Origin of the sequence: Gluconobacter sp. R75690, from assembly GCF_015244525.1 — a bacterium.
GTDB classification, from domain to species: domain Bacteria; phylum Pseudomonadota; class Alphaproteobacteria; order Acetobacterales; family Acetobacteraceae; genus Gluconobacter; species Gluconobacter potus.
In genome coordinates this window covers 35,691-57,027 of the sequence record NZ_JABCQB010000011.1, presented here as the reverse complement: position 1 = coordinate 57,027, position 21,337 = coordinate 35,691, and the positions used below count along the sequence as shown (strand labels likewise).

Genomic DNA, 21,337 nt, shown 5'->3' with positions numbered 1-21,337 from the left:
CGGCTTGAGGATGGGGTGCCGGGGGGAGGCAGGCAACGGACAGAAGGACGGCAAGGTAAAAGCAGCGCCCATTCGGGGCTGCATGTGGTTGGTTTGATTGGGAAATTTGTCCTCTCACCACGCACCGCCTGCGGCTGTCCGGGCATTTTCCATAATGTTTTCAACGATCCGAGCGCCGTCAGGCGCACATCGAAGCGGAGAGCAGGCCATGCCGACGCGCGATGACAGTCTGAACGTCCGGCCTGGACGCATCCAGCATAGCAATCAGGGCGCACGTCCAAAATCCTTCGTCGGTGAGGTCATGCGTGCCGCGAAGAGGGCTGGTCATACCGGCACCCGGTTCGGCGCGAAGGGCAGGGGAGGCGGTGGCGGTTCGCGTTTCGGGCGCGGCCGACGCGCAGCACTCTCCATGCGGCTGCGCAGCAATGCGCGGCGCGTCGTGGTCAAGGCGCGGGTCGTCCGCCAGCAGGGCGCGCGCTTTCGTTCCGCGCCGCTCGCCCGGCACATTGCCTATCTCCGCCGTGAGGGTGTCACCCGCGACGGTGCCAAGGCCCATCTGTTCGATGCCGGTTCCGACGAAGCGGACAGCAAGGCCTTCGCGGAACGGTGCGAAGATGACCGGCATCATTTCCGCTTCATCGTCTCGCCCGAGGATGCGGCGCGGATGGAGGATCTGCGGGGCTTCGCGCGCGAACTGATGCAGGACATGGAGCGCGACCTCGGCACAAAGCTGGACTGGGTCGGCGTGGATCACTGGAACACGGATAATCCGCATGTCCACATCCTGGTGCGCGGGGTCGCTGATGACGGCAAGGATCTGGTGATCAGCCGCGCCTATATCAGTCAGGGCCTGCGTGACCGCGCCGCCGAACGGGTGACGCTGGAGCTTGGTCCGCGCAGCGAGCAGGAAATCCGCACCGCCCTGGAGACCGAGATCGGCGCCGACCGCTGGACCAGCCTCGATCGCGCGCTGCAGGACATCAGCGACGAAGGGGGTGGCATCGTCGATCTGAGGCCGGGCGCGGGTGCCGAAGACCCGGAACTGCGGCGCCTGCTGGTCGGAAGGGCGACCAAGCTGGAAGGGCTCGGCCTGACCGAGCGGGTCGGGGTGGCACGCTGGGCCCTCAAGCCGAAGCTGGAAATCACGCTGCGCGATCTTTCCATCCGGGGCGACATTATCAAGACCATGCACCGCGCCATGTCCGGTGGCGGGGCGGAACCCGATGTCGCGGGTTTCGCGATCCATGGCGAGAAGCTGGCCGATCCCGTCATTGGCCGACTGGTCGAGCGCGGGTTGGATGACGAACTGAAGGGTTCGGGCTATGTGGTGATCGCGGGGACCGACGGGCGGACGCATCATGTCCGCTTCCTCGATCTCGACCTGACCGGCGATGCCAGGACCGGTGCGATCGTCGAGACCCGGACCTGGGAGGATGCCAAAGGCACGCAGCGCCTGTCGCTCGCCACGCGTTCGGACTTCACGCTGGCTGAGCAGGTGACAGCACCCGGTGCAACCTGGCTCGATCAGCAGGTGCTCGCCAAAGATCCGCCGTTGGCCAATGCTGGTTTCGGCACAGAGGTCCGAGAGGCGATGATGCAACGGATCGACCATCTCGCCTCCGAGGGGCTGGCCCGACGGCAGGGTGAGCGCGTGGTGTTCGCGCCGGACCTGATCGGCACCCTGCGTCAGCGCGATCTTGCTCAGACGGTCGCGAGATTGGCGGCGCAGACCGGGCTGGAACACCGGCCCGCGAAGGAAGGCGAGATTGTCTCGGGGGTCTATCGCCACCGGGTCACGCTGTCCTCAGGGCGGTTCGCGATGGTCGATGACGGGCTGGGCTTCCAGCTCGTGCCGTGGCGTCCGGCGCTGGAGCAGAAGCTCGGACGGCAGGTTTCCGGCACCATGTCGCCGGGTGGAGCGGTGGACTGGAATTTCGGGCGCAAGCGCGGGCTCGGGATTTGAAACCTTGCCGGTCAGCTCGTCAGCCCCACGCCATAGATCTCCATCAGTTCATAGAACCAGTCCGCATCAAGGTTGTCGCTCTGGGAGGCGATCCCAATCGCGCTCTCCGTCCGGTCGAAAAGGGCGAAACAGATCTGATCGTTGTCATGGCGGGCGCGGTAGCTGATGCCGTCGGCATCGGACCATGCGTCGTGAACGGCTTTCGACCAGGCGTGCGGCAGATCGTACGGCAGGCCGGATGATGTGACCTCCGCCGTGGCGCCGAGCACAGCCAGTCCGGGGCCATGCAACTCCACCAGCCGCAGTTCTCGATTGGCGCTCAGGATGGCACAGGCTTTGGCGGCGATGAGATCCATCGGCAGCAGCGTGCGGCCTGGCGCGCGCAGGAAGGTTTCCGCGAACGCGCCGGCCTGCTGTTCCGCCGTGTACAGAACGCCATGAGAGCCGTCCGGCGCGTTGAGACGCCCGGAGCGCGAACGGTCGAAATAAATCGGATCATGAGCGCGGGAGTGAAAACGATGCAGGGGATGGCCCGCGGGCAGAATGCGCCAGCGGGGTTGCCGGGAGGCGAGGTCTCCCGGCGGCCAGGGCTGGTCCGGCACGCGGTCAGCCGCCCTGGACGCCGATGGACTGCGCGGCTTTCACAACCGCTTCGGTCTTGCCAGCGCCCAGCGCTTCGATCGGTGTCTGCCCGTCGAGTTGTGCAAGCGGCGTGACCAGGAAATTCAGGCGGAACCATGCGCTTTCGCTTGGCAGGGCGGCGAGCACCGGCTTCAGGCCCGATACGACCCCATCCCCGGTGAACTGCGCGACCGGATAGCGCCGCTCGCCGCTCGGTCCCGGAACCGCCAGGATCGCCTGTTCGCGGACTTTCTTCTCGATGGCCTGGCGGGTGACTCTGAGCAGTTCCCTGACCTGATCGAGCGTGTAGGCACCACCGGCATGGCGGAGATCGTCGTCTCTGATCTGTTTCCCGCGTAACAGGGCAAGTCCCCGTGGGCCGACCGCATAGGCATCTGTTGCAGTCTCGCGGGAGGGGGAGCGACCGGCTTGCGGACGAACCTCGTATTCCAGCACCTGTGGCTTCGCGCTGACACGTCCGCGGGCTGTCTTGCGTGCCGCCAGTTCCAGGCCGGCCGGCACCGTCACGATGCTGCCCACGCCGAGAAGTCGGGTTCTCGTATGGCTTCCCGCAACGCGGGCGCGCGTTTCCGAAACGGGTGTCGTGGGCATCCTGTCGCCTCCTGGCAGAGTCCTCTTCGTTATGGCAATATAGGAAACCATGACAACCAAAGCAACCAATAGAACGCCGCCACGCTCCCGGTTTCGGGCTGGCGTCAGATCGGCGCCGTGCCCGCCGGTTTGGTATTCGGAGCCCCTGCGTCGTCCGCCTTCGGCGAATCTTCCGGTAGCCGCTCCGGCAGCAAGGCGCGACGCTGCCCGAGCCAGAGTCCGTCGCTGATGTGATCCCGGCGTGGAGAACGCGTATTCGGGTGGATCAGGATGCTCAGGCCCCGGTGATTGAGTATCAGCCAGGGAACGAGCCTCGCGAACAGCGTCGTCTCGAAAGCGACCTGATACATCGGCAGCGTATGCGGTCCGACCGGGACGTCGTGCCAGCGTCCCAGCCGGACGACGAAACGTTCACCGATTTCGGTGCGCAACTGTTCTGCCGCCGCGCGCTCGTCCGCGCTGTCGAAATAGACATGGGCATGATAGCTGGCGACTGAGTCGATCAGGCGGATGGTGTCGGTCATCGTTCAATCCCTGCGGATGGGCGCCGTCCGTTTATTGTTCGCTGCTGTCCTGCGGCCCCAGGCGTTGTCATTAGACCTTGAATATCGGAGAATCGAGCTGTCTGGTCGGTTCCTGTCATGAACCAGACCAGGATCCTCTGGGGCTCGGTGTTTACTGTCGGCACCGTGATCCTCGCCTTCACGTGGGCGGCGACGCAATGGACCGCCTGGCGGCTCGGCTTCCAGCCGCAGCTTGGCGCTCCGTGGTTCATAGTGTTCGGCTGGCCGATTTATTATCCGCCGGAGTTCTTCTGGTGGTGGTTCGCCTACGACGCCTACGCTCCGGACATCTTCACCATCGGTGGTTACATTGCGGGCTCAGGTGGGATTGTTGCCGTGATCGTCGCGATCACGATGTCCGTCTTGCGCGCCCGCGAGAAGAAGCGCGCCACCACTTATGGCTCAGCGCATTGGGCCGACCCGCGCGAGATCAGCCGTGCCGGGCTCCTCGCCCCAGATGGGGTGGTGCTGGGCCGCTCGGCCGATGCCTATCTCCGTCACGATGGGCCGGAGCATGTGCTGTGCTTCGCGCCCACCCGCTCGGGCAAAGGGGTGGGTCTGGTGGTGCCGACGCTGCTGACCTGGCCGGGCGCGGCCATCGTCCATGACATCAAGGGCGAGAACTGGACGCTGACCGCCGGCTGGCGCTCCCGCTTCGGCCGGGTGTTGCTGTTCGATCCTACCAATCTCGCCAGTGCCGCCTACAATCCGTTGCTCGAGGTCCGGCGCGGTGAGCGGGAAGTCCGCGACGTGCAGAACATCGCCGATGTCCTGGTCGATCCCGAGGGCGCCCTTGAGAAGCGGAACCATTGGGAGAAGACCAGCCACGCCCTGCTGGTCGGCACCATCCTGCATGTCCTTTACGCGGAGGAGGACAAGACCCTGGCCGGTGTCGCCAATTTCCTGTCCGACCCGAAACGCGCCATCGAGACCACATTGCGCGCCATGATGACCACGCCCCATCTCGGGGCGAAAGGCGTGCATCCGGTGGTCGCCAGCTCGGCGCGGGAACTGCTCAACAAGAGCGACAACGAGCGCTCCGGCGTGCTGTCCACCGCCATGTCATTCCTCGGTCTGTATCGCGATCCGGTCGTGGCGCATGTGACGCGGCGCTGCGACTGGCGGATCCGCGATCTTGTCGCCGGCACCCATCCGGCAACGCTCTATCTGGTGGTGCCGCCCTCAGACATCAGCCGCACCAAGCCGCTGATCCGCTTGGTGCTGAATCAGATCGGCCGTCGGCTGACCGAGGAACTGGAGGCAAAGCGCCGCCATCGCCTGCTGCTGATGCTCGATGAATTCCCGGCGCTGGGACGGCTGGACTTCTTCGAGAGCGCGCTAGCCTTCATGGCCGGCTACGGCATCAAGAGCTTCCTGATCGGTCAGAGCCTCAACCAGATCGAGAAAGCCTATGGCCAGAACAACAGCATTCTGGACAACTGTCATGTCCGGGTCAGCTTCGCGACCAATGACGAGCGGACCGCCAAACGGGTGTCCGATGCGCTCGGCACCGCGACCGAGATCCGTGACGCGAAGAACTATGCCGGGCATCGACTGTCCCCGTGGCTCGGGCATCTGATGGTGACGCGCCACGAAACCGCGCGGCCGCTGCTGACGCCCGGCGAGATCATGCAGCTTCCGCCTGACGAGGAACTGGTGCTGGTGTCTGGTTGCCCGCCGATCCGGGCGCGCAAGGCGCGGTATTTCGAAGACGCCGAACTGGCCGCGCGCATCCTCCCACCGCCTCGCTTCGAGCCACCACCGTCGCCGGAGGAAACGCCACCCATCGGACCGCAGCCGCTGGGCGATTGGGCCGACGTGGTGCAGCCGACGACACAGGATAACGGGGACGACGACCCGGCCAATGCCGGCATCCGTTGCGAACCGGAATTGCCGGAACAAGAAGAGGTTGTACAGGCACAGAGGAAGCCGGTGCATGAATTCGATCCACCCGAGGATGAGCCTGAGGACGATGCCACGCGAGCACAGACCCTGCGACGCGGGGCGCGGGCTCTCGCACGGCAGGTGTCGCTCGATCCTGCCGACCGGATGGGGCTGTGACCACCATGCGAGTCAAGCACACGATCCGGCTACCCGCCGATCTCAGCGTCAGGCTCGCTGATTACGCTGCCCGCAAGAAGGTGCCGCAGGCGCTGATCGTTGAGACAGCGCTGGCATCGTTCTTGTCGCCGGACGGCCCGGAACGGCTGGAAGCTGCGTTGGCCCGGCGGCTTGACCGGATGACGCGGCAGTTGGAGCGCATGGAGCGACGGGTCACGATTTCGAATGAATCATTGGCTGTGTTCGTGCGGTTCTGGCTCACCAGCACGCCGCCGTTGCCGGATGCGACCCTTGCCGCAGCGCAGAGCAAGGGGAGGGAACGATATGATGGGTTCATTGAAGCGGTTGGACGCCGGCTCGCCAGAGGGAAAACGCTGGACGACGAGGTGAGGCTGGACCTGGGGCCTGCTGCAGAAGATCAGGATAGTTGATCCGGCAAGCCATCGTATAAATTACGAGAGCAGGCGTGTCTGCGTAAAATAACCATAGAAACTAGCTCAATGAACCGGCTGTGGTTATAGCCTTGTTGAGCGTCATAAGCTTACACGGCAATCTTGCTCAGCGCTTTCTGAATGGAAAATCGACCGGTCGAACCATCTTGAACTTCACTCCGAAACACCGAGTGGTGTATCCTTTTCCGCTTTCATGAACGGGGAAGAAGCTTATTGGTGCCGAGGGCAACTCCCACTCTGTAGCATCGCAATAAGCCCTGTAGACCGCATTGACATCCTCCAGGTCACTTCCGGAAATCTCAACCATTAACGGGGTTGTATCTAGTAAAGTCGTGAAATGCCGTTTTGCCTCGGCAATATTTTTGAATGACCTTCCAGTCGATAGATCGATCTTCTTTGCCACGTTGCCTCCAAAATCTTCACTTTCAGTCATTCACCCTTCTAACTTTCCTCGCTTTCGTCCTTGGGTCGAGCAAACGCACGTAGCGGCAAGGATTGGCGAACGCTTTCTAGTATCTCTCTTTCGAAGGGTTGCAGCTGTATTTGCTCGAGATCAATTCCGGCCAAGAGGCGCAGGCCCTGATCAACGCTCTCAATCGTCCCGGTATTGATCATAATTTTTCGAGCTATCTCGGAAGGAACACCATATTCATCCAGTGCAAAAAGCCCGGCTGGCATAAACAAGGAGTCAGCGTGGGCAGCGAACATAGAGTAGTCGCCCGGAGCAGCTTTCTTGTAACGTGAAATTACGTCCGCCTGAATTCGGCTCAGGGCCATCAACTGGCGTCCGAACTTATATCCTACATAGTTCCGGAGAAACGACAGGGCTTGTTCGACAGCATCGCTGATGGTGTCATCCTGCCAGCGTCCCTCTACTCGCTGAGAAATAAAGCCTCTGAAGTCGCTTGCGGCCATGAGGCTTGTGAGCACAGCCTGAAGTTGATCCCCAGCAAAAATCCTATGCTTGCGCAGCGAATCTCCATGGTCGAGATGTTCGTAAATGAGGTTGCAGGCTGCAAGTAATTGCTCCGATCGTGGGATGCCCTTCCATAGGAGATGGTTGGGATGGGTATCGTAAAGAATAGAAACGGCTTCAAACAGGGCATTCTGATCTTCTATCGGGATGTATCGATTTTTTCGGATCGTGGCCTCGCTTAGCTTGGACTCGGCGAAAACGGTCCTGATCCGCTCTTGCGACAGGGGAGTTAAGCTACTCGGAGGGAGATCGAGAAGCAGCGAAAGTGGGGTCGTTTCATTCTGCTGACCTACGGGCAATTCGACGACGTGATCGCCATCCGCTACAGCCTCCTCCAAGACGAACACTTTGCCGATAAAATAGCGGTTCATTCGCCCCGCCCGGCCCGCAATATTTTTGAATGTGAAATCATCAATTGTGCTGGTGTTTGTCCGACGGTCGAAAATTATAACATTTTCAGCGACTGTATTAACGCCTTCAATTATTGTGGACGTGCAAACGAGTATTTTAATTCGTCCTTCTTCGAAAGCTCTTACCATATACTGCTGGATTGCTCTCGGAACGTTTCCATGATGGATACCGATTCCGCGTTTCAAGGCCTGGATCACTTCCCATTCGGTTGGGAAATACTGCTCCAACCAATCAACGGCATCCTTTGTAGCTTCGCTGATAGACAGCTTGGAAGTTTCGTATATCGTTCGCGCTGCATCACGCGCACTGCGGGGTGACTGACAGTATACGAGAGTGGGGCTTTTGAGGGATTCACACAACTCAATTAACTTAGCGTTTCGCTCTTCGCCTCGTTGCTTCAAATTAAAATATTCAATGTCTAAAGCTACCGTCGAAAAATCAGACGGCATGAATACATGCTTATACGAAGATGCTAGCCCTTTTATATTTGAAATATTTGGTCCAATAAGATAAAATTGAGCGCCGTTATTGGCTAATCGATGGAAGCATATATTTAAATCAATTGCTCTTTCATCTTTCTCGTCACGGAGATCTAACTTATAGAATTCATCGATTACAAAGAAATCGGCGTCTTCGAGGTCGCTGCGCCCGAGTGCTCGTTCCTGAGTGAGAATGTAGACTGTAGGTCTACCATCGCCAAGATAAACCTGACTTGGGTGCGTGATGATGTCGTGAGTGCGGCCTAGGGTAACAGTTATGCGTCGTCTCGTTTCATCAATGAGCGCGATCGTTGGGACGATGATGACTGCCTTCTTGTGCTGTTGTGTAGCAAGAACAGCGTCGATGACGAGACTTTTTCCGACGCTGGTGGGTGCACTCAGTACTACGTTTCGTCCGTTTGCAATTTCTTGAAAAACCGCAAGCTGGAGACTATGGAAGAATCTTTCCTGTCCTATCCCATGAACCCTGTGAGCTTCGAAAAGTATCTGTTCTTCAATCCCGGCGGTTTTCTGCGGATCGGCATAAGGATAGAGACCGACTTCTCGCACTAATGCGTCAAGAAGGTCATCGTACCCATCAGTCAGAAGCGCCTTGTGAGGCAGCAAGCGGATAACCAGATCCCGAGCCACCGCGCTCGTCTGTTCCCTATTGGCGAGACGCGTCACTTCCCGGAAAATTGGAAAGCGTGCTCCGATCATTTTATCAGGGTTGGCGATGCACTCTCGGATATCATCAAGTTCCATCGTCATTTCCTCAACTTCTTCTCAAAATCCTGAGTGAGCGTGGCGGCACATTCTACAGGAACAAGCAATAATGAGATTTGGACAGATGACAGATCGTCGCTCAGCAGCGCTTTGACCCTGAAGTATTCCTTTGCAACTTCTTCTTTCAGCTTTTCGATATAGTCGGCGTCGAAGCCCGTCCCGAGGGCAGCACTATCATAAGCCACTAAAAGGGGCAGACGCATGACCTTCAGCAGATCTGATGTTTTTCCGGTCTTTGACAGGATTGCATCTAGCTTGTCGTCTCTCAGGTGTCTCGGCTCCCGCAGTTGAATAATGATATCTCGCTCCTCTTTCAGCACATCCCGAGTTAAAGCCGTCCGCAGTTCTGCGAGAACCTCATTGATCACAGTTTCATGAGAAGATGCAGTGACCAGTCTCGAACGGCCTAGCCATATTTCCTCTCTATCAGGCAATTGAACAATGTGAGCGCTGCTAGCTCTCATGGTCCCAGCGACCGAGAAGAAGATACGACAGGCGATTGGTTCAGCATCAAAATGGTGGCGCAGGATGGCGTGTAACATGAGCGCGGCTATGAGCTGCGGAATGTCAGTGGAGCCGTGGCGATCCAGCTCTTTTAATGCCTCGCCGGGCAGCCGCCTTGCGGCGAGGTGATTGAAATTCGCCAAGGTTTGCGGCGGGAGGGCAATCTCAGGGAGCCAATCCAGCAGATGATCGACTAGCTCATCCCTTCGCCAAACGTCGCCATCGAACTCGACGTCATAGGCGTACAAGGCCCGTTGAATAGCCTCTTCATCCATTGAGCAGATCTCTGAGAAGAACTGCGGGACATTCGAAATCTGGTAGACCTTGACTGTGGCATTCGCCACCATTCGCATCGCGTCGACCTGAGATGTCCACCACTTCAAACAGCTTTGGCGCGTCCAGATTTTCTCCTCGACATCGACTGAAGGTTTGTCGCCCATTATGCGAACTTTATTGGCAAGCTCACGATAGACTTTCTCCATAGCCTCGTAACTCGGGTTGACGCCCTGACCGCTCGAAATTTTTAGTAATGCATTGATATTGCGAGATATCAATGCTTCCTCTTCCCCCTCAACTTCCCAAAGCATATTGCTAGCCCAGTCGGCGAGAGTTCGGCCTGAAGCCGATTTCACTGTCTTGAATTTGTTAGAGAAACTGGTAATCAGCCCTGTAAGGGCTGAATAGTTCGCACGTTTAGAACGCGGGCGGCGGAAAGGCTGTAGCTTGGTCGATACCGCGCGCGTGGATACAAACCGAAACCAAGCGATCTCCCCGTGCTTATCACAAAGGAGAGATTTTTCGCAAATTGAACTACCTTGCTTACTATTGACACGGGCCGTTAATTCTTTGATCGACCATTTTGCATCAATTTCGGTCGTTTTGACCTGAATATATTCAATGACTGTTTGTCCAGCTTCCATACGACGCAGGACAACGTCGTCTCCTGTTTCGCACTCCAACTGCAATATGGTGGAGTCATGCAACATCTCAAGCGCTAGGCGAGCTGCGACATGATCCTGAATGCGAAATCCTTTACGGGCGGCAATGCCACCTGCATCTGACGATGCAGCGATACTACTCAAATCATTAGGCACGCGGCCCTTCTCCTGACTGGGCTAAACGCGATGTATGGGCTGATTTAAGGTAGTTATTCATCAGATTTTTTGTTTCAGCCACCATAATAGATTCCGGCGTTAAAGCACCACTTGGGAAAACTAGCGCAAGAGAAAGCGCTACCTGCCAAATTTCTGCTATATTTATTCCAAAAAATACTGTCCCGTAATAATTGGCAACTGATGCCGATCAAACCGCCTTTTTGAGATTGGGGCTCGCCGTGAAGCGCACGGTCTTGCCCGCCTTCACCTTCACCGGCTCGCCGGTGCGAGGATTGAGCGCCTTGCGGGCCTTGGTCTTGTGGACGGTGAACGTCCCAAATGACGGCGGCGATGAAGGCTTTGCTCATAAGGGCGCAGGTCCGTGTCGTGATCGATTCCCCAAACGGTAGCAGCGCCCTGTCGCCCCGTCACCGCCCAAACGCACTCTACTCCTATGCAAGTTCTTCTATCCCGGCGCCCTACGACCCAAGAGACTTGTTGCGCTTTCGTGTCCATGCCTCTTTCTAATCGATCCCGCTGATCCACCGCCTCCCTCTGGAGGCCAATCGCGGGTTTCCGATGACCGTCGCTCCTTTTCGTTCCGAAGCCGTCGCCCGTGGCACGCGCATGCTGCGCACCGCCCTTGGGCCGGCGATTGCCGGGCATCTCGACGATCCGTCGATCGTCGAAGTTATGCTCAATCCCGACGGAAGGCTGTGGATCGACCGGCTGGCCGGCGGAATGGAGGACACCGGCACCCGGATCGGGCCGGCCGACGCCGAGCGGATCGTCCGCCTGGTCGCCCACCATGTCGGCGTCGAGGTACACCCCGGCAGCCCGCGTGTCTCCGCCGAACTGCCGGGAAGCGGGGAGCGGTTCGAAGGGCTGGTGCCGCCGGTGGTGGGGGCACCCTGCTTCGCGATCCGCCGTCCGGCGGTCGCGGTGTTCTCGCTCGACGATTACGTGGCATCCGGCATCATGACTGCGGCACAGGCCACGTTTCTGCGCTGCGCCGTCGCCGAGCGGAAGAACATCCTGGTCGCCGGTGGCACCTCCACCGGCAAGACCACGCTGGTCAATGCCCTGCTGGCCGAGATCGCGCAGACCGGCGACCGGGTGGTGCTGATCGAGGATACCCGCGAGTTGCAATGCGCGGCCCCCAATCTGGTCGCCCTACGCACTAAGGACGGCGCGGCGTCACTCTCCGATCTGGTGCGCTCCTCGCTGCGGATGCGTCCCGACCGGATTCCGATCGGCGAGGTCCGCGGCGGCGAGGCGCTGGACCTGCTCAAGGCCTGGGGCACCGGTCACCCCGGCGGCGTCGGCACTCTGCATGCGGGGTCGGCGATCGGTGCCCTGCGCCGGCTGGAGCAACTGATCCAGGAAGCCGTCGTCACCGTGCCGCGCGCCCTGATCGCCGAGACCATCGACGTCATCGCGGTGCTGTCCGGGCGCGGCAGCGCGCGGCGGCTTGCCGAACTCGCCACTGTCCGGGGCCTGACCCCGGACGGGGCCTACATCCTCGCATCCGCCGGAGATCCGTCATGACCCGCATGATCGCCCTGCGCCGCCGCTTTGCCGTGGCTGGCGCCACCCTGTCGCTCGCCCTGCTGTCGGCCCCGGCCTACGCCTCGGGCTCCAGCATGCCCTGGGAAACCCCGCTCAACGAGATCCTGGAATCCGTGCAGGGGCCGGTGGCGAAGATCATCTCGGTGATCATCATCACCGTGACCGGCCTGACCCTGGCCTTCGGGGAAACCTCGGGCGGGTTCCGCCGGCTGATCCAGATCGTCTTCGGCCTGTCGATCGCCTTTGCCGCGTCCAGCTTCTTCCTGTCCTTCTTCTCCTTCTCGGGCGGAGCGCTGATCTGATGGAGCCGGACGCCATCCCCGGCTTCACCGCCCCGGTGCATCGCGCCTTGATCGAGCCGATCCTGCTCGGCGGGGCGCCGCGCACGGTAGCCATCGTCAACGGCACGCTGGCTGCCGCCATCGGGCTCGGCCTGCGCCTGTGGATCGCCGGCGGAATCTTCTGGCTGGTCGGCCATCTCGCCGCCGTCTGGGCCGCCAAGCGCGATCCCGCCTTCGTCGACGTGGTGCGCCGGCACCTGCGCTATCCCACTCATCTCGTCGGATGAACGCGCCATGATGAACCTCGCCGAATATCGCCACCGCCGCGACCGCCTCGCCGATTTTTTGCCCTGGGCGGCGCTGGTCGCCAAAGGCGTGGTGCTGAACAAGGACGGTGCCTTCCAGCGCACGGCCCGGTTCCGTGGTCCCGATCTGGACTCCTCGACCGCCTCGGAACTGGTCGCGATCACCTCCCGGCTGAACAATGCCCTTCGGCGGCTGGGTTCGGGCTGGGCCATTTTCGTGGAGGCACAGCGCCTTCCGGCACGGGGCTATCCTGCCGGCCCGTTTCCGGACCCGGCCTCCGAACTGGTGGACGCCGAGCGACGGGCGCAGTTCGAGGAAGAGGGGGCGCATTACGAGAGCCGCTATTTCCTGACCCTGGTCTGGTTGCCGCCGGCCGACGATGCTGCCCGCGCGGAAGCCTGGCTCTATGAGAACCGCGCCCGTGGCGGCTCCGACTGGCGGGCGGTGGTCGCGGGCTTCATCGACCAGACTGACCGGGTGCTGGCGCTGCTCGACGGCTTCATGCCCGAGGCAGACTGGCTCGATGACGGCGAAACCCTGACCTATCTTCATTCCTGCGTCTCGACGCGGATGCAGCGGGTTCGGGTGCCCGAGATTCCGATGCACCTCGACGCGATCCTGGTCGACGAGGAACTGACCGGCGGCCTGGAGCCCCGTCTGGGTGACGCCCACCTGCGCACGCTGACCGTCACCGGCTTCCCCACCCAGACCTGGCCCGGCCTGCTGGACGATCTGAACCGGCTGGCCTTTCCCTATCGCTGGTCGACGCGGGCGATCTGCCTCGATCGTACCGATGCCACGAAAGCGTTGGGCCGGATCCGGCGGCAATGGTTCGCCAAGCGCAAATCGATCATGGCGATCCTCAAGGAGGTGATGACCAACGAGGCCTCGGTGCTGCTGGATTCCGACGCCGCCAACAAGGCCGCCGACGCTGATGCCGCCTTGCAGGAACTCGGCACCGACCAGGTCGGCCAGGCCTATGTCACTGCTACCGTCACGGTATGGGACGAAGATCCCACTATCGCCGCCGACCGGCTGCGGCTGGTGGAGAAGACCATCCAGGGCCGCGACTTCACCTGCATGCGCGAGAGCGTCAATGCGCTGGAAGCCTGGTTCGGCAGCCTGCCGGGCCATGTCTACGCCAATGTCCGCCAGCCCTGCGTCTCGACCCTGAACCTGGCGCACATGATTCCGCTCTCCGCCGTCTGGGCGGGGCCGGAGCGCGACGGGCATTTCGATGCTCCACCGCTGTTCTATGCCCGCACCGAGGGTTCGACCCCGTTCCGCTTCGCACTTCACGTCGGTGATGTCGGCCACACGCTGATCGCCGGGCCGACCGGCGCCGGCAAGTCCGTGCTGCTCGCCTTCATGGCGATGCAGTTTCGCCGCTATGCCGGTGCCCGGATCTTCGCCTTCGATTTCGGCGGCTCGATCCGTGCCGCCACCCTGGCGATGGGGGGCGACTGGCACGATCTCGGCGGCGCGCTGGCGCAGGACGTGAATGACCCCGTCGCATTGCAGCCACTGGCGCGGATCGACGAGCCGGGCGAACGGGCCTGGGCGGCGGAATGGGTGGCGACCCTGCTGGAGCGCGAGGGCGTCGCGGTTGCCCCAGACCTCAAGGAGCATCTGTGGTCGGCGCTGACCTCGCTGGCCTCGGCCCCGGTCGCGGAACGCACCATCACCGGCCTTTCGGCGCTGCTCCAGTCGCTGGCGCTGAAGCAGGCGTTGCAGCCTTATTGTGTGGGTGGCCCGTGGGGGCAGTTGCTCGACGCCGAGCACGAGCGCCTCGGTGTTGCTGATATCCAGGCCTTCGAGATCGAGGGGCTGATCGGTTCCGGTGCTGCGTCCGCCGTGCTGTCCTATCTGTTCCACCGCATCGAAGACCGCTTTGACGGCAACCCGACGCTCCTGATCATCGACGAGGGCTGGCTGGCGCTGGACGATCGCGCCTTCGCCGGACAGCTCCGGGAATGGCTGAAGACGCTGCGCAAGAAGAACGCCTCCGTGATCTTCGCCACCCAGTCGCTCGCCGATATCGACGCCAGCCCGATCGCCCCCGCGCTGATCGAGAGCTGCCCGACACGGATCTTCCTGCCCAACGACCGGGCGCTGGAGCCGCAGATCACCGCGATCTATCGCCGGTTCGGGTTGAACGACCGCCAGATCGAGATCCTCAGCCGGGCGACGCCCAAGCGCGATTATTACTGCCAGTCCCGGCGCGGCAACCGGCTGTTCGATCTCGGCCTGTCCGAGGTGGCGCTGGCCTTCACCGCCGCGTCGTCGCCCGACGACCAGGTCGCGATCGACCGGATCTTTGCCCGGCATGGCCGCGACGGGTTCGCGGCCGCGTGGCTGGCGCACAGGGGCGTGGACTGGGCGATCGAAATGCTTAGGCTGGGAGAGGGATCATGAGAAGTTCGTCGATCTGCAAAGCAGCGTTAGTGGCTGGGTTTGGCGCCCTGTTATCCATTGTCGTGAGCGTCCCGGCCCAGGCGCAATGGGCGGTCTATGACGGCGCGGCCCATGTCCAGACGGTGCTGATCGCGGCGCGGGAATTGCAGCAGGTCAACCAGGAGGCGCAGAGCCTGCTCAATGAGGCGACGATGCTGGAGAACCAGGCCCGCAACCTCGCCAATCTGCCGCTCTCGGTGCTGGCACCGCTGGAGCAGTCTATCCAGCAGACGGAGCAAATCGTCGGCCAGGCGCAGGGACTCTCCTACAACCTGTCCAGCATCGATCAGGCCTTCACCCAGACCTATCCGCAGGCGCTGGCGAGCCCGAGTTCAGCGGCGCAGATGACCGCCGATGCGCAGACGCGATGGCAAAACGCGCGGGGCGCCTATCAGGACGGGCTGCGCGTGCAGACCGGCGCGGTGCAGAATCTCGACGCCACGCGCAGCCAGATCGACAGTCTGGTCACCTCGAGCCAGTCCGCGACCGGTGCCCTGCAGGCCGCGCAATCGGGCAACCAGCTTACCGCGCTGCAGACCCGCCAGCTTGCCGATCTCACCGCGATCGTCACGGCGATGGGTCGCGCCCAGGCACTCGACGGTGCCCGTCAGCTCGAAGGCGAGGAACAGGGCAGGGCACAACTGGCGAATTTCCTCAATTACGGGGCCGGCTACACACCCGGCACCGCGCAGATGTTCCACTGATGCGCGGGTTACGTCTCTCCCCGCCGATCGTCTTCCGGCTCGTTGCCGTCGGGCTGGTCGTTTTGATTCTGGTTGCCGCCAGCCTTCATCTCCGGCACGTGCCCCGTGACGTCGGGGTGCCCGATCTCGGGCCGCCGGGATCGCGTGACCGCTTGGCTGCCGGTCTCGCGCGCTGCCAGGCCCTCGGCATGAAGGCGGACGGTGATCCGGCTTGTGCTGCGATCTGGGCCGAGAACCGCAAGCGCTTCTTCGCGCCCGACGCGGCACGGTGACGCCATGCAGCAGGGCACCGGCGTCATCGACAATTTCCTCGCCATCTTCACCCAGTATATCGATTCCGGCTTCGGTCTGGTGCAGGGCGACGTCCACTGGCTTGCCAGTGTGCTGATCACCATCGACATCACCCTGGCGGGGCTGTTCTGGGCGCTGGTGCCGGATGAGGACGTGCTGGCGCGGCTGATCCGCAAGACCCTGTTCATCGGAATGTTCGCCTTCATTATCGGCGACTTTAACGGACTGGCACGGATTATTTATGAATCCTTCGCCGGGCTGGGTATCGAGGCGGGCGGTGGGCATCTCACCCAGGCGCAACTGCTTCAGCCGGGGCGGCTGGCACAGGTCGGCATCGATGCCGGCAAGCCGATCCTGACCTCGATCTCCTCGCTGGTCGGTTTCGTCGCCATCTTCAACAACGCCATCCAGATCGCGGTGCTGCTGATCGCCTGGCTGATCGTGGTCATCAGCTTCTTCGTCATGGCGATCCAGCTCTTCGTGGCGCTGATCGAGTTCAAACTGACCACCCTCGCCGGGTTCGTGCTGGTGCCGTTCGGCCTGTTCGGCCGCACCGCCTTCCTCGCCGAGAAGGTGCTGGGCAACGTGGTGTCGTCCGGGATCAAGGTGCTGATGCTGGCCGTCATCGTCGGCATCGGTTCGACGGTGTTCGGCCAGTTCACCAGCGGCTTCAACAACCCGCCCACCATCAATGATGCGCTGACCCTGATCCTGGCTTCCCTGACGCTGCTCGGCCTGACCGTGTTCGGCCCGGCATTGGCTAATGGGCTGATCGCCGGAGGTCCGCAACTGGGTGCGGGCTCCGCTGTCGCCACTGCGGCCGGGGTTGTCGGTGCCGGCGTGGCCGCCGCTTCTGGTGCCGGTCTTGCCGTGGGCGCTGCGGCGGCCGCCGTGCGTGGTGGCGCTTTTGTCGCGGGCGGCACCACCGCCGCCTATCGCGCTGGCGGCGCGGCAGGCGTGGCCAAAACCGGACTGTCCGCCGCCACCAGCCCGCTGCGCCGCGCGGCGGCCGGTGTCCGCACCAGCTATCAGGCCGGCGGGGCGGCCGCGACCGGCGGCGCTGGTGGTGCGACCGCTTCGGGTGCTGGCGGTGGAGGGAGTGCGGCCGGCAAGCCGCCGACCTGGGCCAGCCGGATGCAGCGCAACAACCGGATCAAGGGCGGGGCTGATGCCGCCGCGCAGGCGATCAAGGGCGGCGACCGGCCCAGCGGCGGCCACGACGTCGACCTCTCGGAAGGAGAATAGCCATGTTCCGCCGCCCCACCGTGCGTTTCGGCCGGACGCCGGAACCCGAGACGCCCTATCACAAGGCCGGACAGGTCTGGGACGACCGTATCGGCTCGGCCCGCGTCCAGGCCCGCAACTGGCGGCTGGCCTTCTTCGGCTGCCTGGCTTTGAGCGGCGGCCTGGGCGCCGGGCTGGTCTGGCAGTCGCTGCGCGGCACCGTCACCCCGTGGGTGGTGCAGATCGATCATCTCGGCCAGGCGCAGGCCGTCGGTCCGGCGACCGCCGCCTATCGGCCGACCGATCCGCAGATCGCCTGGTATCTGGCGCGTTTCATCTCCGAGGTGCGCGGCATCCCGGCCGATCCGGTGGTGCTGCGACAGAACTGGCTTGACGCCTATAACTACGTCACCGACCGCGGCGCGTTGGCCCTGAACGATTATGCCCGCACCAACGATCCGTTCAGCCGGATCGGCAAGATGCAGGTGGCGATCGAGATCGCCAGCGTCATCCGCGCTTCGAACGACAGCTTCCGGGTGGAATGGATCGAGCGCCGCTATGTCGACGGCGCGCTGGCCGCCACCGAGCGCTGGAGCGCGATCCTCACCATTGTTGTGAACACCCCGACCGATGCCGAGCGGCTGCGCAAGAACCCGCTTGGTATCTACATCCACGCCCTCAACTGGTCCAGGGAACTCGGCTGATGCGCACCCTCACCACCATCGCGCCGCTCATGATCCTGCTGGCGCCGCTGGCGGCCTGCTCCTCATGGAAGCCGCCTGTCATCAAATACGACGATACGCCCCGGCAGGCGGTTCTCACCCCGGAGCCGCCCAAGCCGGTGCAGGTGGTGGAAGTGCCTGAGCCCTTGCCGCTGCCGGGGCAACTCAAGCCGATCCCATACCGGCATGCGGCCCCGGACCCGACGGATCCGCACCAGCGGGTCGAGCGCGCCAACAGTGCGGCGCGGATCCAGCCGACGCGGGCCGGCTATCTCAATGCGATCCAAGTCTATCCATTCTCCGAGGGCGCGCTCTATCAACTCTACGCCGCACCCGGCGAGATTACCGACATCGCGCTGCAGCCGGGCGAGAAGCTGGTCGGTTCCGGACCGGTCGCCGCGGGTGATACAGTACGCTGGATTATCGGCGACACCGAGAGCGGCGCAGGGGGGTCGAAACGGATTCATATCCTGCTCAAGCCGACGCGCCCGGACCTGACGACCAACCTGGTCATCAATACCGACCGGCGGACCTATCATCTGGAACTGCGCTCCGATGAGCGGACCTATATGGCCTCGGTGTCCTGGGATTATCCGCAGGACCAGATCGTGGCCCTGCACGGCCAGGATCGTGACGCTGACCTTGACGATCCGGTCGCGACCGGCGTCGATCTCGATGCGCTGAATTTCCGCTATCGGATCGAGGGCGACGAGGCGCCGTGGCGGCCGTTGCGGGCCTTCGATGACGGGCGGCAGGTGTTCATCGAGTTTCCGACCGGGATCGCCCAGGGCGAGATGCCGCCGCTGTGGGTGATCGGCCCGCAGGGCGACGGCCAGCTGGTGAATTATCGGGTGCGCGGCAATCGGATGATCGTCGATCGCCTGTTCGCCGCCGCCGAGTTGCGGCTGGGTGCGAAGCACCAGCAGGTCGTGCGCATCGTCCGCATTGACGGGTCGCGGCGGTCATGAGCGAGAGCGCCGGGAGCGGTGGCACCGAAACGCCAGGGGGCGCCGTCAGGCCGCCGGGCGAGATGCGGCTGCGGGCAACGCGGCCGCCGGTCACGCGGCTGTCGCGCAAGGTGATTCTCGGCCTGTCGGTCATCGCCGTGGGCGGCATCGGCGGCGCGCTTTATCTGGCGCTGAAGCCGGTGCCACCGAAGAGCAATGCCGAACTCTACGATACTGGCAATCGCACCACGCCGGACGGGTTGGCCAATCTGCCGGGCGACTATACCCATCTGCCGCGCCTCGGACCGCCGCTGCCTGGCGATCTTGGTGGGCCGCTGCTCAAGGCGGGCGTGGGGGTCCCTGGCATGGCGACACCGGCGGCGCCCGCCGATCCGGAAAAGCAGCGCATCGTTCAGGAGCAGGAAGCGGCGCGGGTCAGCCATCTGTTCACCCAGACGCAGATGGAGCGGGATGTCGCAGCGCCCGCGATGCCGGGCGCGACCGCGGCCCAGCCCAGCGGCGCTCCTGCCGATCGCAAGCAGGCATTCCTCGACGGTCCCGTCGATCACCGCACCGTCAGCGTCGAGAGGCTGACACCCATTCCCAGCCCCTATTTGCTCCAGGCAGGCGCGATCATTCCCGGTGCGCTGATCACCGGCATTCGCTCTGATCTGCCGGGCCAGGTCACGGCCCAGGTGACGGAGAACGTCTATGACTCTTCGACCGGGCATATCCTGCTGATCCCGCAGGGGGCGAAACTGATCGGCCGCTATGATTCCCAGATCGCCTATGGCCAGACCCGTGTGCTGCTGGTCTGGATCCGGCTGATGCGCGGGGCCGGGGATTCGATCGTGTTGGAGAACGAACCGGCCGCGGATGCGGCCGGCTATGCCGGGTTGCAGGATCAGACCGATAACCATTGGGGCGAGGTGTTCAAGGCTGCCCTGGTCTCGACCATCCTCAGCGTCGGCTCCGAGGCCGATATCAGCGGCGGCAATGGCATAGCCCAAGCGCTGCGCACCGGCGGCTCGCAGGGCTTCAACCAGATCGGCGAACAGATCGTCGGACGGTCGCTGAATATCCAGCCGACCAATATCATCCGGCCGGGCTTTCCGGTGCGGGTCATGGTGCATCGTGACCTGGTGCTTACCCCTTACGGACAGGAGGTTTCCCGATGACGAAACTCCGGCTCGGGCCGATCGCGGACGACAAACCGGTTCGGCTCACTCTCGAACTTCCCGCCGCCGTGCATCGCGATCTGATCGAATACGGGCGCCTACTTGCGCATGAGAACGGTCAAGCCGAGATCACGCCAGCAAAGCTGATCGCACCGATGCTCGCGCGATTCATGGCTGGCGATCGAGCCTTTTCCTTGGCAAGACGTCTTCTCGCCGGTCGTCCGGAACTAGATCACGGACAAAAGCCACGAACCGACCCGTAACGGTGTCCTGATTATTGGCATCCCAGCCGAGGCAAATTTGCAATTGCGTATTCCTCTCCCGTAGTGGCCGGAAAATGACACCCGGAAAACCCTGTTCCGCCTGACTCTGGACGGCAAGGGTCATGCCATATCCAGATCCAACAAGCGCAAATACGGACTGCTTTCCCGCCGGATGACTTTCAAGGGTGATGTTGCTGCCCAAAATTTCTAGGTAACGACGTCGCACACTATAATCACCTCCCCAATCCTGTAGTAGAAATGTTTCGTTCTGCAATTCCTTGCGTGTCACGCTTTCATATTGACGTAGTGGATGCTCGCTCGGCATGGCTAACATCAGATTTTCAATGCAAAACGGAAGTGACTCAAGGTAGTCGGACTGAATGAATGGAGTGAAGAAAATCACATCCACACGATGCCGAAATAGAGCGGATTGGAGGTCAAGATCTCCCATTTCGTGAAAAGCAACTCTGATATCGGGATGTTTTTTTCGCCATGCTGATAACGCCAGCCTGATGCGTTGGCCGACGAGGGGTAGTAGACTGCCAATCCGAATGACCCCTCGGCGGCCCGTTCCTAGAATTTGCGACAAGGCTCTTATTTCGTCCCAATCATCAAGCAATGAGCTGATTCGATGGAAGAGGACATCGCCAGCCGCAGTCAGTCGAATGCCGCTGTGGGTTCTTTCCAGCAGGGTAACGCCAAGTTCATCTTCAAGGTTATCGATTGCTCTGGTCATTGTCGAAACTCTGACACCATGAAGCCAGGCCGCCCGTGTCAGGCTACCGGCCTCAACGGCAAACCTGAAATATTCGAGATTTGTACTGCGCATGGTACGAGCGAACCTGTGTCACTATCGCCAAAATCTCGCTCACATGA

The 21,337-nt window shown here is 62.1% G+C and carries 21 protein-coding genes and 1 pseudogene; 14 read left to right on the top strand and 8 right to left on the bottom strand.

The features are described 5' to 3' along the window. Positions 1-208: 208 nt before the first annotated feature. Positions 209-1,963, top strand: coding sequence for a DUF3363 domain-containing protein (locus HKD27_RS12645; protein ID WP_194689774.1), 1,755 nt, complete (start codon positions 209-211; stop codon positions 1,961-1,963). Positions 1,964-1,974: 11 nt separating this feature from the next. Here HKD27_RS12645 and HKD27_RS12640 read toward each other — a convergent pair whose 3' ends face one another. The 3 genes from HKD27_RS12640 to HKD27_RS12630 form a co-directional block, all read right to left on the bottom strand. Further along, entirely contained in the window at positions 1,975-2,565 is a 591-nt protein-coding gene (locus HKD27_RS12640) for an RES family NAD+ phosphorylase (RefSeq protein ID WP_194689773.1), read from the bottom strand. Between the two features lie 4 nt (positions 2,566-2,569). Further along, positions 2,570-3,196 carry a hypothetical protein gene (locus HKD27_RS12635; RefSeq protein WP_194689772.1) on the bottom strand — a complete coding sequence of 209 codons (627 nt, stop codon included), beginning with the start codon at positions 3,194-3,196 and terminating at the stop codon, positions 2,570-2,572. Positions 3,197-3,300: 104 nt separating this feature from the next. Further along, positions 3,301-3,720, bottom strand: a complete 420-nt coding sequence (locus HKD27_RS12630) for a DOPA 4,5-dioxygenase family protein (RefSeq protein ID WP_194689771.1) — start codon at positions 3,718-3,720, stop codon at positions 3,301-3,303. Positions 3,721-3,837: 117 nt separating this feature from the next. Here HKD27_RS12630 and HKD27_RS12625 point away from each other — a divergent pair, with 117 nt between their 5' ends. Continuing rightward, positions 3,838-5,820 (top strand): conjugal transfer protein TraG, encoded by a 1,983-nt coding sequence (locus HKD27_RS12625; RefSeq protein ID WP_194689770.1) that lies wholly within the window; start codon positions 3,838-3,840, stop codon positions 5,818-5,820. A gap of 5 nt (positions 5,821-5,825) precedes the next feature. After that, positions 5,826-6,251 (top strand): CopG family transcriptional regulator, encoded by a 426-nt coding sequence (locus tag HKD27_RS12620; protein WP_194689817.1) that lies wholly within the window; start codon positions 5,826-5,828, stop codon positions 6,249-6,251. 127 nt (positions 6,252-6,378) lie between these two features. Here the strand turns inward: HKD27_RS12620 and HKD27_RS12615 are convergent, their stop codons facing one another. The 4 genes and pseudogenes from HKD27_RS12615 to HKD27_RS12600 form a co-directional block, all read right to left on the bottom strand. Beyond that, positions 6,379-6,705: a hypothetical protein gene (locus HKD27_RS12615; RefSeq protein WP_197436617.1), complete on the bottom strand. Its 327-nt coding sequence runs from the start codon at positions 6,703-6,705 to the stop codon at positions 6,379-6,381. 8 nt (positions 6,706-6,713) lie between these two features. Further along, the gene (locus HKD27_RS12610; protein ID WP_194689769.1) at positions 6,714-8,903 is read right to left on the bottom strand and encodes a DEAD/DEAH box helicase; all 2,190 of its coding nucleotides are present in this window, start codon (positions 8,901-8,903) and stop codon (positions 6,714-6,716) included. Positions 8,904-8,905: 2 nt separating this feature from the next. Further along, a complete protein-coding gene (locus HKD27_RS12605; protein ID WP_194689768.1) occupies positions 8,906-10,522 on the bottom strand; it encodes a dsDNA nuclease domain-containing protein in 1,617 nt (538 codons plus the stop codon). A gap of 208 nt (positions 10,523-10,730) precedes the next feature. Continuing rightward, positions 10,731-10,868 (bottom strand): annotated as a pseudogene (locus HKD27_RS12600) (HU family DNA-binding protein); the annotation flags it as partial. 233 nt (positions 10,869-11,101) lie between these two features. Between HKD27_RS12600 and trbB the strand changes: the two are divergent. Genes trbB through HKD27_RS12545 form a run of 11 tightly spaced genes read left to right on the top strand, consistent with a single transcriptional unit; the run spans position 11,102 to position 20,461 of the window. Then, positions 11,102-12,070 carry a P-type conjugative transfer ATPase TrbB gene (trbB, locus tag HKD27_RS12595; RefSeq protein WP_194689767.1) on the top strand — a complete coding sequence of 323 codons (969 nt, stop codon included), beginning with the start codon at positions 11,102-11,104 and terminating at the stop codon, positions 12,068-12,070. Then, complete coding sequence (locus HKD27_RS12590; protein ID WP_194689766.1) at positions 12,067-12,393, top strand: TrbC/VirB2 family protein; 327 nt, start codon at positions 12,067-12,069, stop codon at positions 12,391-12,393. Before trbB ends, HKD27_RS12590 begins: the two co-directional genes overlap by 4 nt. Next, the gene (locus tag HKD27_RS12585) at positions 12,393-12,659 is read left to right on the top strand and encodes a VirB3 family type IV secretion system protein (protein WP_077807154.1); all 267 of its coding nucleotides are present in this window, start codon (positions 12,393-12,395) and stop codon (positions 12,657-12,659) included. Before HKD27_RS12590 ends, HKD27_RS12585 begins: the two co-directional genes overlap by 1 nt. A gap of 7 nt (positions 12,660-12,666) precedes the next feature. Beyond that, positions 12,667-15,093, top strand: coding sequence for a conjugal transfer protein TrbE (gene trbE / locus HKD27_RS12580; protein WP_194689765.1), 2,427 nt, complete (start codon positions 12,667-12,669; stop codon positions 15,091-15,093). Then, complete coding sequence (gene trbJ, locus HKD27_RS12575; protein WP_194689764.1) at positions 15,090-15,836, top strand: P-type conjugative transfer protein TrbJ; 747 nt, start codon at positions 15,090-15,092, stop codon at positions 15,834-15,836. Before trbE ends, trbJ begins: the two co-directional genes overlap by 4 nt. Then, a complete protein-coding gene (gene trbK-alt, locus HKD27_RS12570) occupies positions 15,836-16,108 on the top strand; it encodes a putative entry exclusion protein TrbK-alt (protein ID WP_194689763.1) in 273 nt (90 codons plus the stop codon). The genes trbJ and trbK-alt overlap by 1 nt, the downstream gene beginning before the upstream one ends. Positions 16,109-16,112: 4 nt before the next feature. Beyond that, positions 16,113-17,372 carry a P-type conjugative transfer protein TrbL gene (gene trbL, locus HKD27_RS12565; RefSeq protein WP_194689762.1) on the top strand — a complete coding sequence of 420 codons (1,260 nt, stop codon included), beginning with the start codon at positions 16,113-16,115 and terminating at the stop codon, positions 17,370-17,372. A 2-nt stretch (positions 17,373-17,374) separates the two neighbouring features. Then, entirely contained in the window at positions 17,375-18,055 is a 681-nt protein-coding gene (trbF, locus tag HKD27_RS12560) for a conjugal transfer protein TrbF (protein WP_194689761.1), read from the top strand. Continuing rightward, entirely contained in the window at positions 18,055-19,041 is a 987-nt protein-coding gene (trbG, locus tag HKD27_RS12555) for a P-type conjugative transfer protein TrbG (RefSeq protein ID WP_194689760.1), read from the top strand. The genes trbF and trbG overlap by 1 nt, the downstream gene beginning before the upstream one ends. Next, the gene (locus tag HKD27_RS12550) at positions 19,038-20,198 is read left to right on the top strand and encodes a TrbI/VirB10 family protein (protein ID WP_194689759.1); all 1,161 of its coding nucleotides are present in this window, start codon (positions 19,038-19,040) and stop codon (positions 20,196-20,198) included. Before trbG ends, HKD27_RS12550 begins: the two co-directional genes overlap by 4 nt. Continuing rightward, the gene (locus HKD27_RS12545; protein ID WP_194689758.1) at positions 20,195-20,461 is read left to right on the top strand and encodes a DUF2274 domain-containing protein; all 267 of its coding nucleotides are present in this window, start codon (positions 20,195-20,197) and stop codon (positions 20,459-20,461) included. Before HKD27_RS12550 ends, HKD27_RS12545 begins: the two co-directional genes overlap by 4 nt. Here the strand turns inward: HKD27_RS12545 and HKD27_RS12540 are convergent. Continuing rightward, entirely contained in the window at positions 20,367-21,290 is a 924-nt protein-coding gene (locus tag HKD27_RS12540) for a LysR family transcriptional regulator (protein WP_194689757.1), read from the bottom strand. The two genes, HKD27_RS12545 and HKD27_RS12540, sit on opposite strands and share 95 nt — an antisense overlap. Between the last annotated feature and the right edge of the window lie 47 nt (positions 21,291-21,337).

Excerpts from the sequence above, each read along its gene's own strand:
- HKD27_RS12645 (WP_194689774.1), top strand. The coding sequence starts at position 209 with ATGCCGACGCGCGATGACAGTCTGAACGTCCGGCCTGGACGCATCCAG.
- HKD27_RS12635 (WP_194689772.1), bottom strand. The coding sequence starts at position 3,196 with ATGCCCACGACACCCGTTTCGGAAACGCGCGCCCGCGTTGCGGGAAGC.
- HKD27_RS12630 (WP_194689771.1), bottom strand. The coding sequence starts at position 3,720 with ATGACCGACACCATCCGCCTGATCGACTCAGTCGCCAGCTATCATGCC.
- HKD27_RS12625 (WP_194689770.1), top strand. The coding sequence starts at position 3,838 with ATGAACCAGACCAGGATCCTCTGGGGCTCGGTGTTTACTGTCGGCACC.
- HKD27_RS12620 (WP_194689817.1), top strand. The coding sequence starts at position 5,826 with ATGCGAGTCAAGCACACGATCCGGCTACCCGCCGATCTCAGCGTCAGG.
- HKD27_RS12615 (WP_197436617.1), bottom strand. The coding sequence starts at position 6,705 with ATGACTGAAAGTGAAGATTTTGGAGGCAACGTGGCAAAGAAGATCGAT.
- HKD27_RS12610 (WP_194689769.1), bottom strand. The coding sequence starts at position 8,903 with ATGGAACTTGATGATATCCGAGAGTGCATCGCCAACCCTGATAAAATG.
- trbB (WP_194689767.1), top strand. The coding sequence starts at position 11,102 with ATGACCGTCGCTCCTTTTCGTTCCGAAGCCGTCGCCCGTGGCACGCGC.
- HKD27_RS12590 (WP_194689766.1), top strand. The coding sequence starts at position 12,067 with ATGACCCGCATGATCGCCCTGCGCCGCCGCTTTGCCGTGGCTGGCGCC.
- HKD27_RS12585 (WP_077807154.1), top strand. The coding sequence starts at position 12,393 with ATGGAGCCGGACGCCATCCCCGGCTTCACCGCCCCGGTGCATCGCGCC.
- trbE (WP_194689765.1), top strand. The coding sequence starts at position 12,667 with ATGATGAACCTCGCCGAATATCGCCACCGCCGCGACCGCCTCGCCGAT.
- trbJ (WP_194689764.1), top strand. The coding sequence starts at position 15,090 with ATGAGAAGTTCGTCGATCTGCAAAGCAGCGTTAGTGGCTGGGTTTGGC.
- trbK-alt (WP_194689763.1), top strand. The coding sequence starts at position 15,836 with ATGCGCGGGTTACGTCTCTCCCCGCCGATCGTCTTCCGGCTCGTTGCC.
- trbL (WP_194689762.1), top strand. The coding sequence starts at position 16,113 with ATGCAGCAGGGCACCGGCGTCATCGACAATTTCCTCGCCATCTTCACC.
- trbF (WP_194689761.1), top strand. The coding sequence starts at position 17,375 with ATGTTCCGCCGCCCCACCGTGCGTTTCGGCCGGACGCCGGAACCCGAG.
- trbG (WP_194689760.1), top strand. The coding sequence starts at position 18,055 with ATGCGCACCCTCACCACCATCGCGCCGCTCATGATCCTGCTGGCGCCG.
- HKD27_RS12550 (WP_194689759.1), top strand. The coding sequence starts at position 19,038 with ATGAGCGAGAGCGCCGGGAGCGGTGGCACCGAAACGCCAGGGGGCGCC.
- HKD27_RS12545 (WP_194689758.1), top strand. The coding sequence starts at position 20,195 with ATGACGAAACTCCGGCTCGGGCCGATCGCGGACGACAAACCGGTTCGG.
- HKD27_RS12540 (WP_194689757.1), bottom strand. The coding sequence starts at position 21,290 with ATGCGCAGTACAAATCTCGAATATTTCAGGTTTGCCGTTGAGGCCGGT.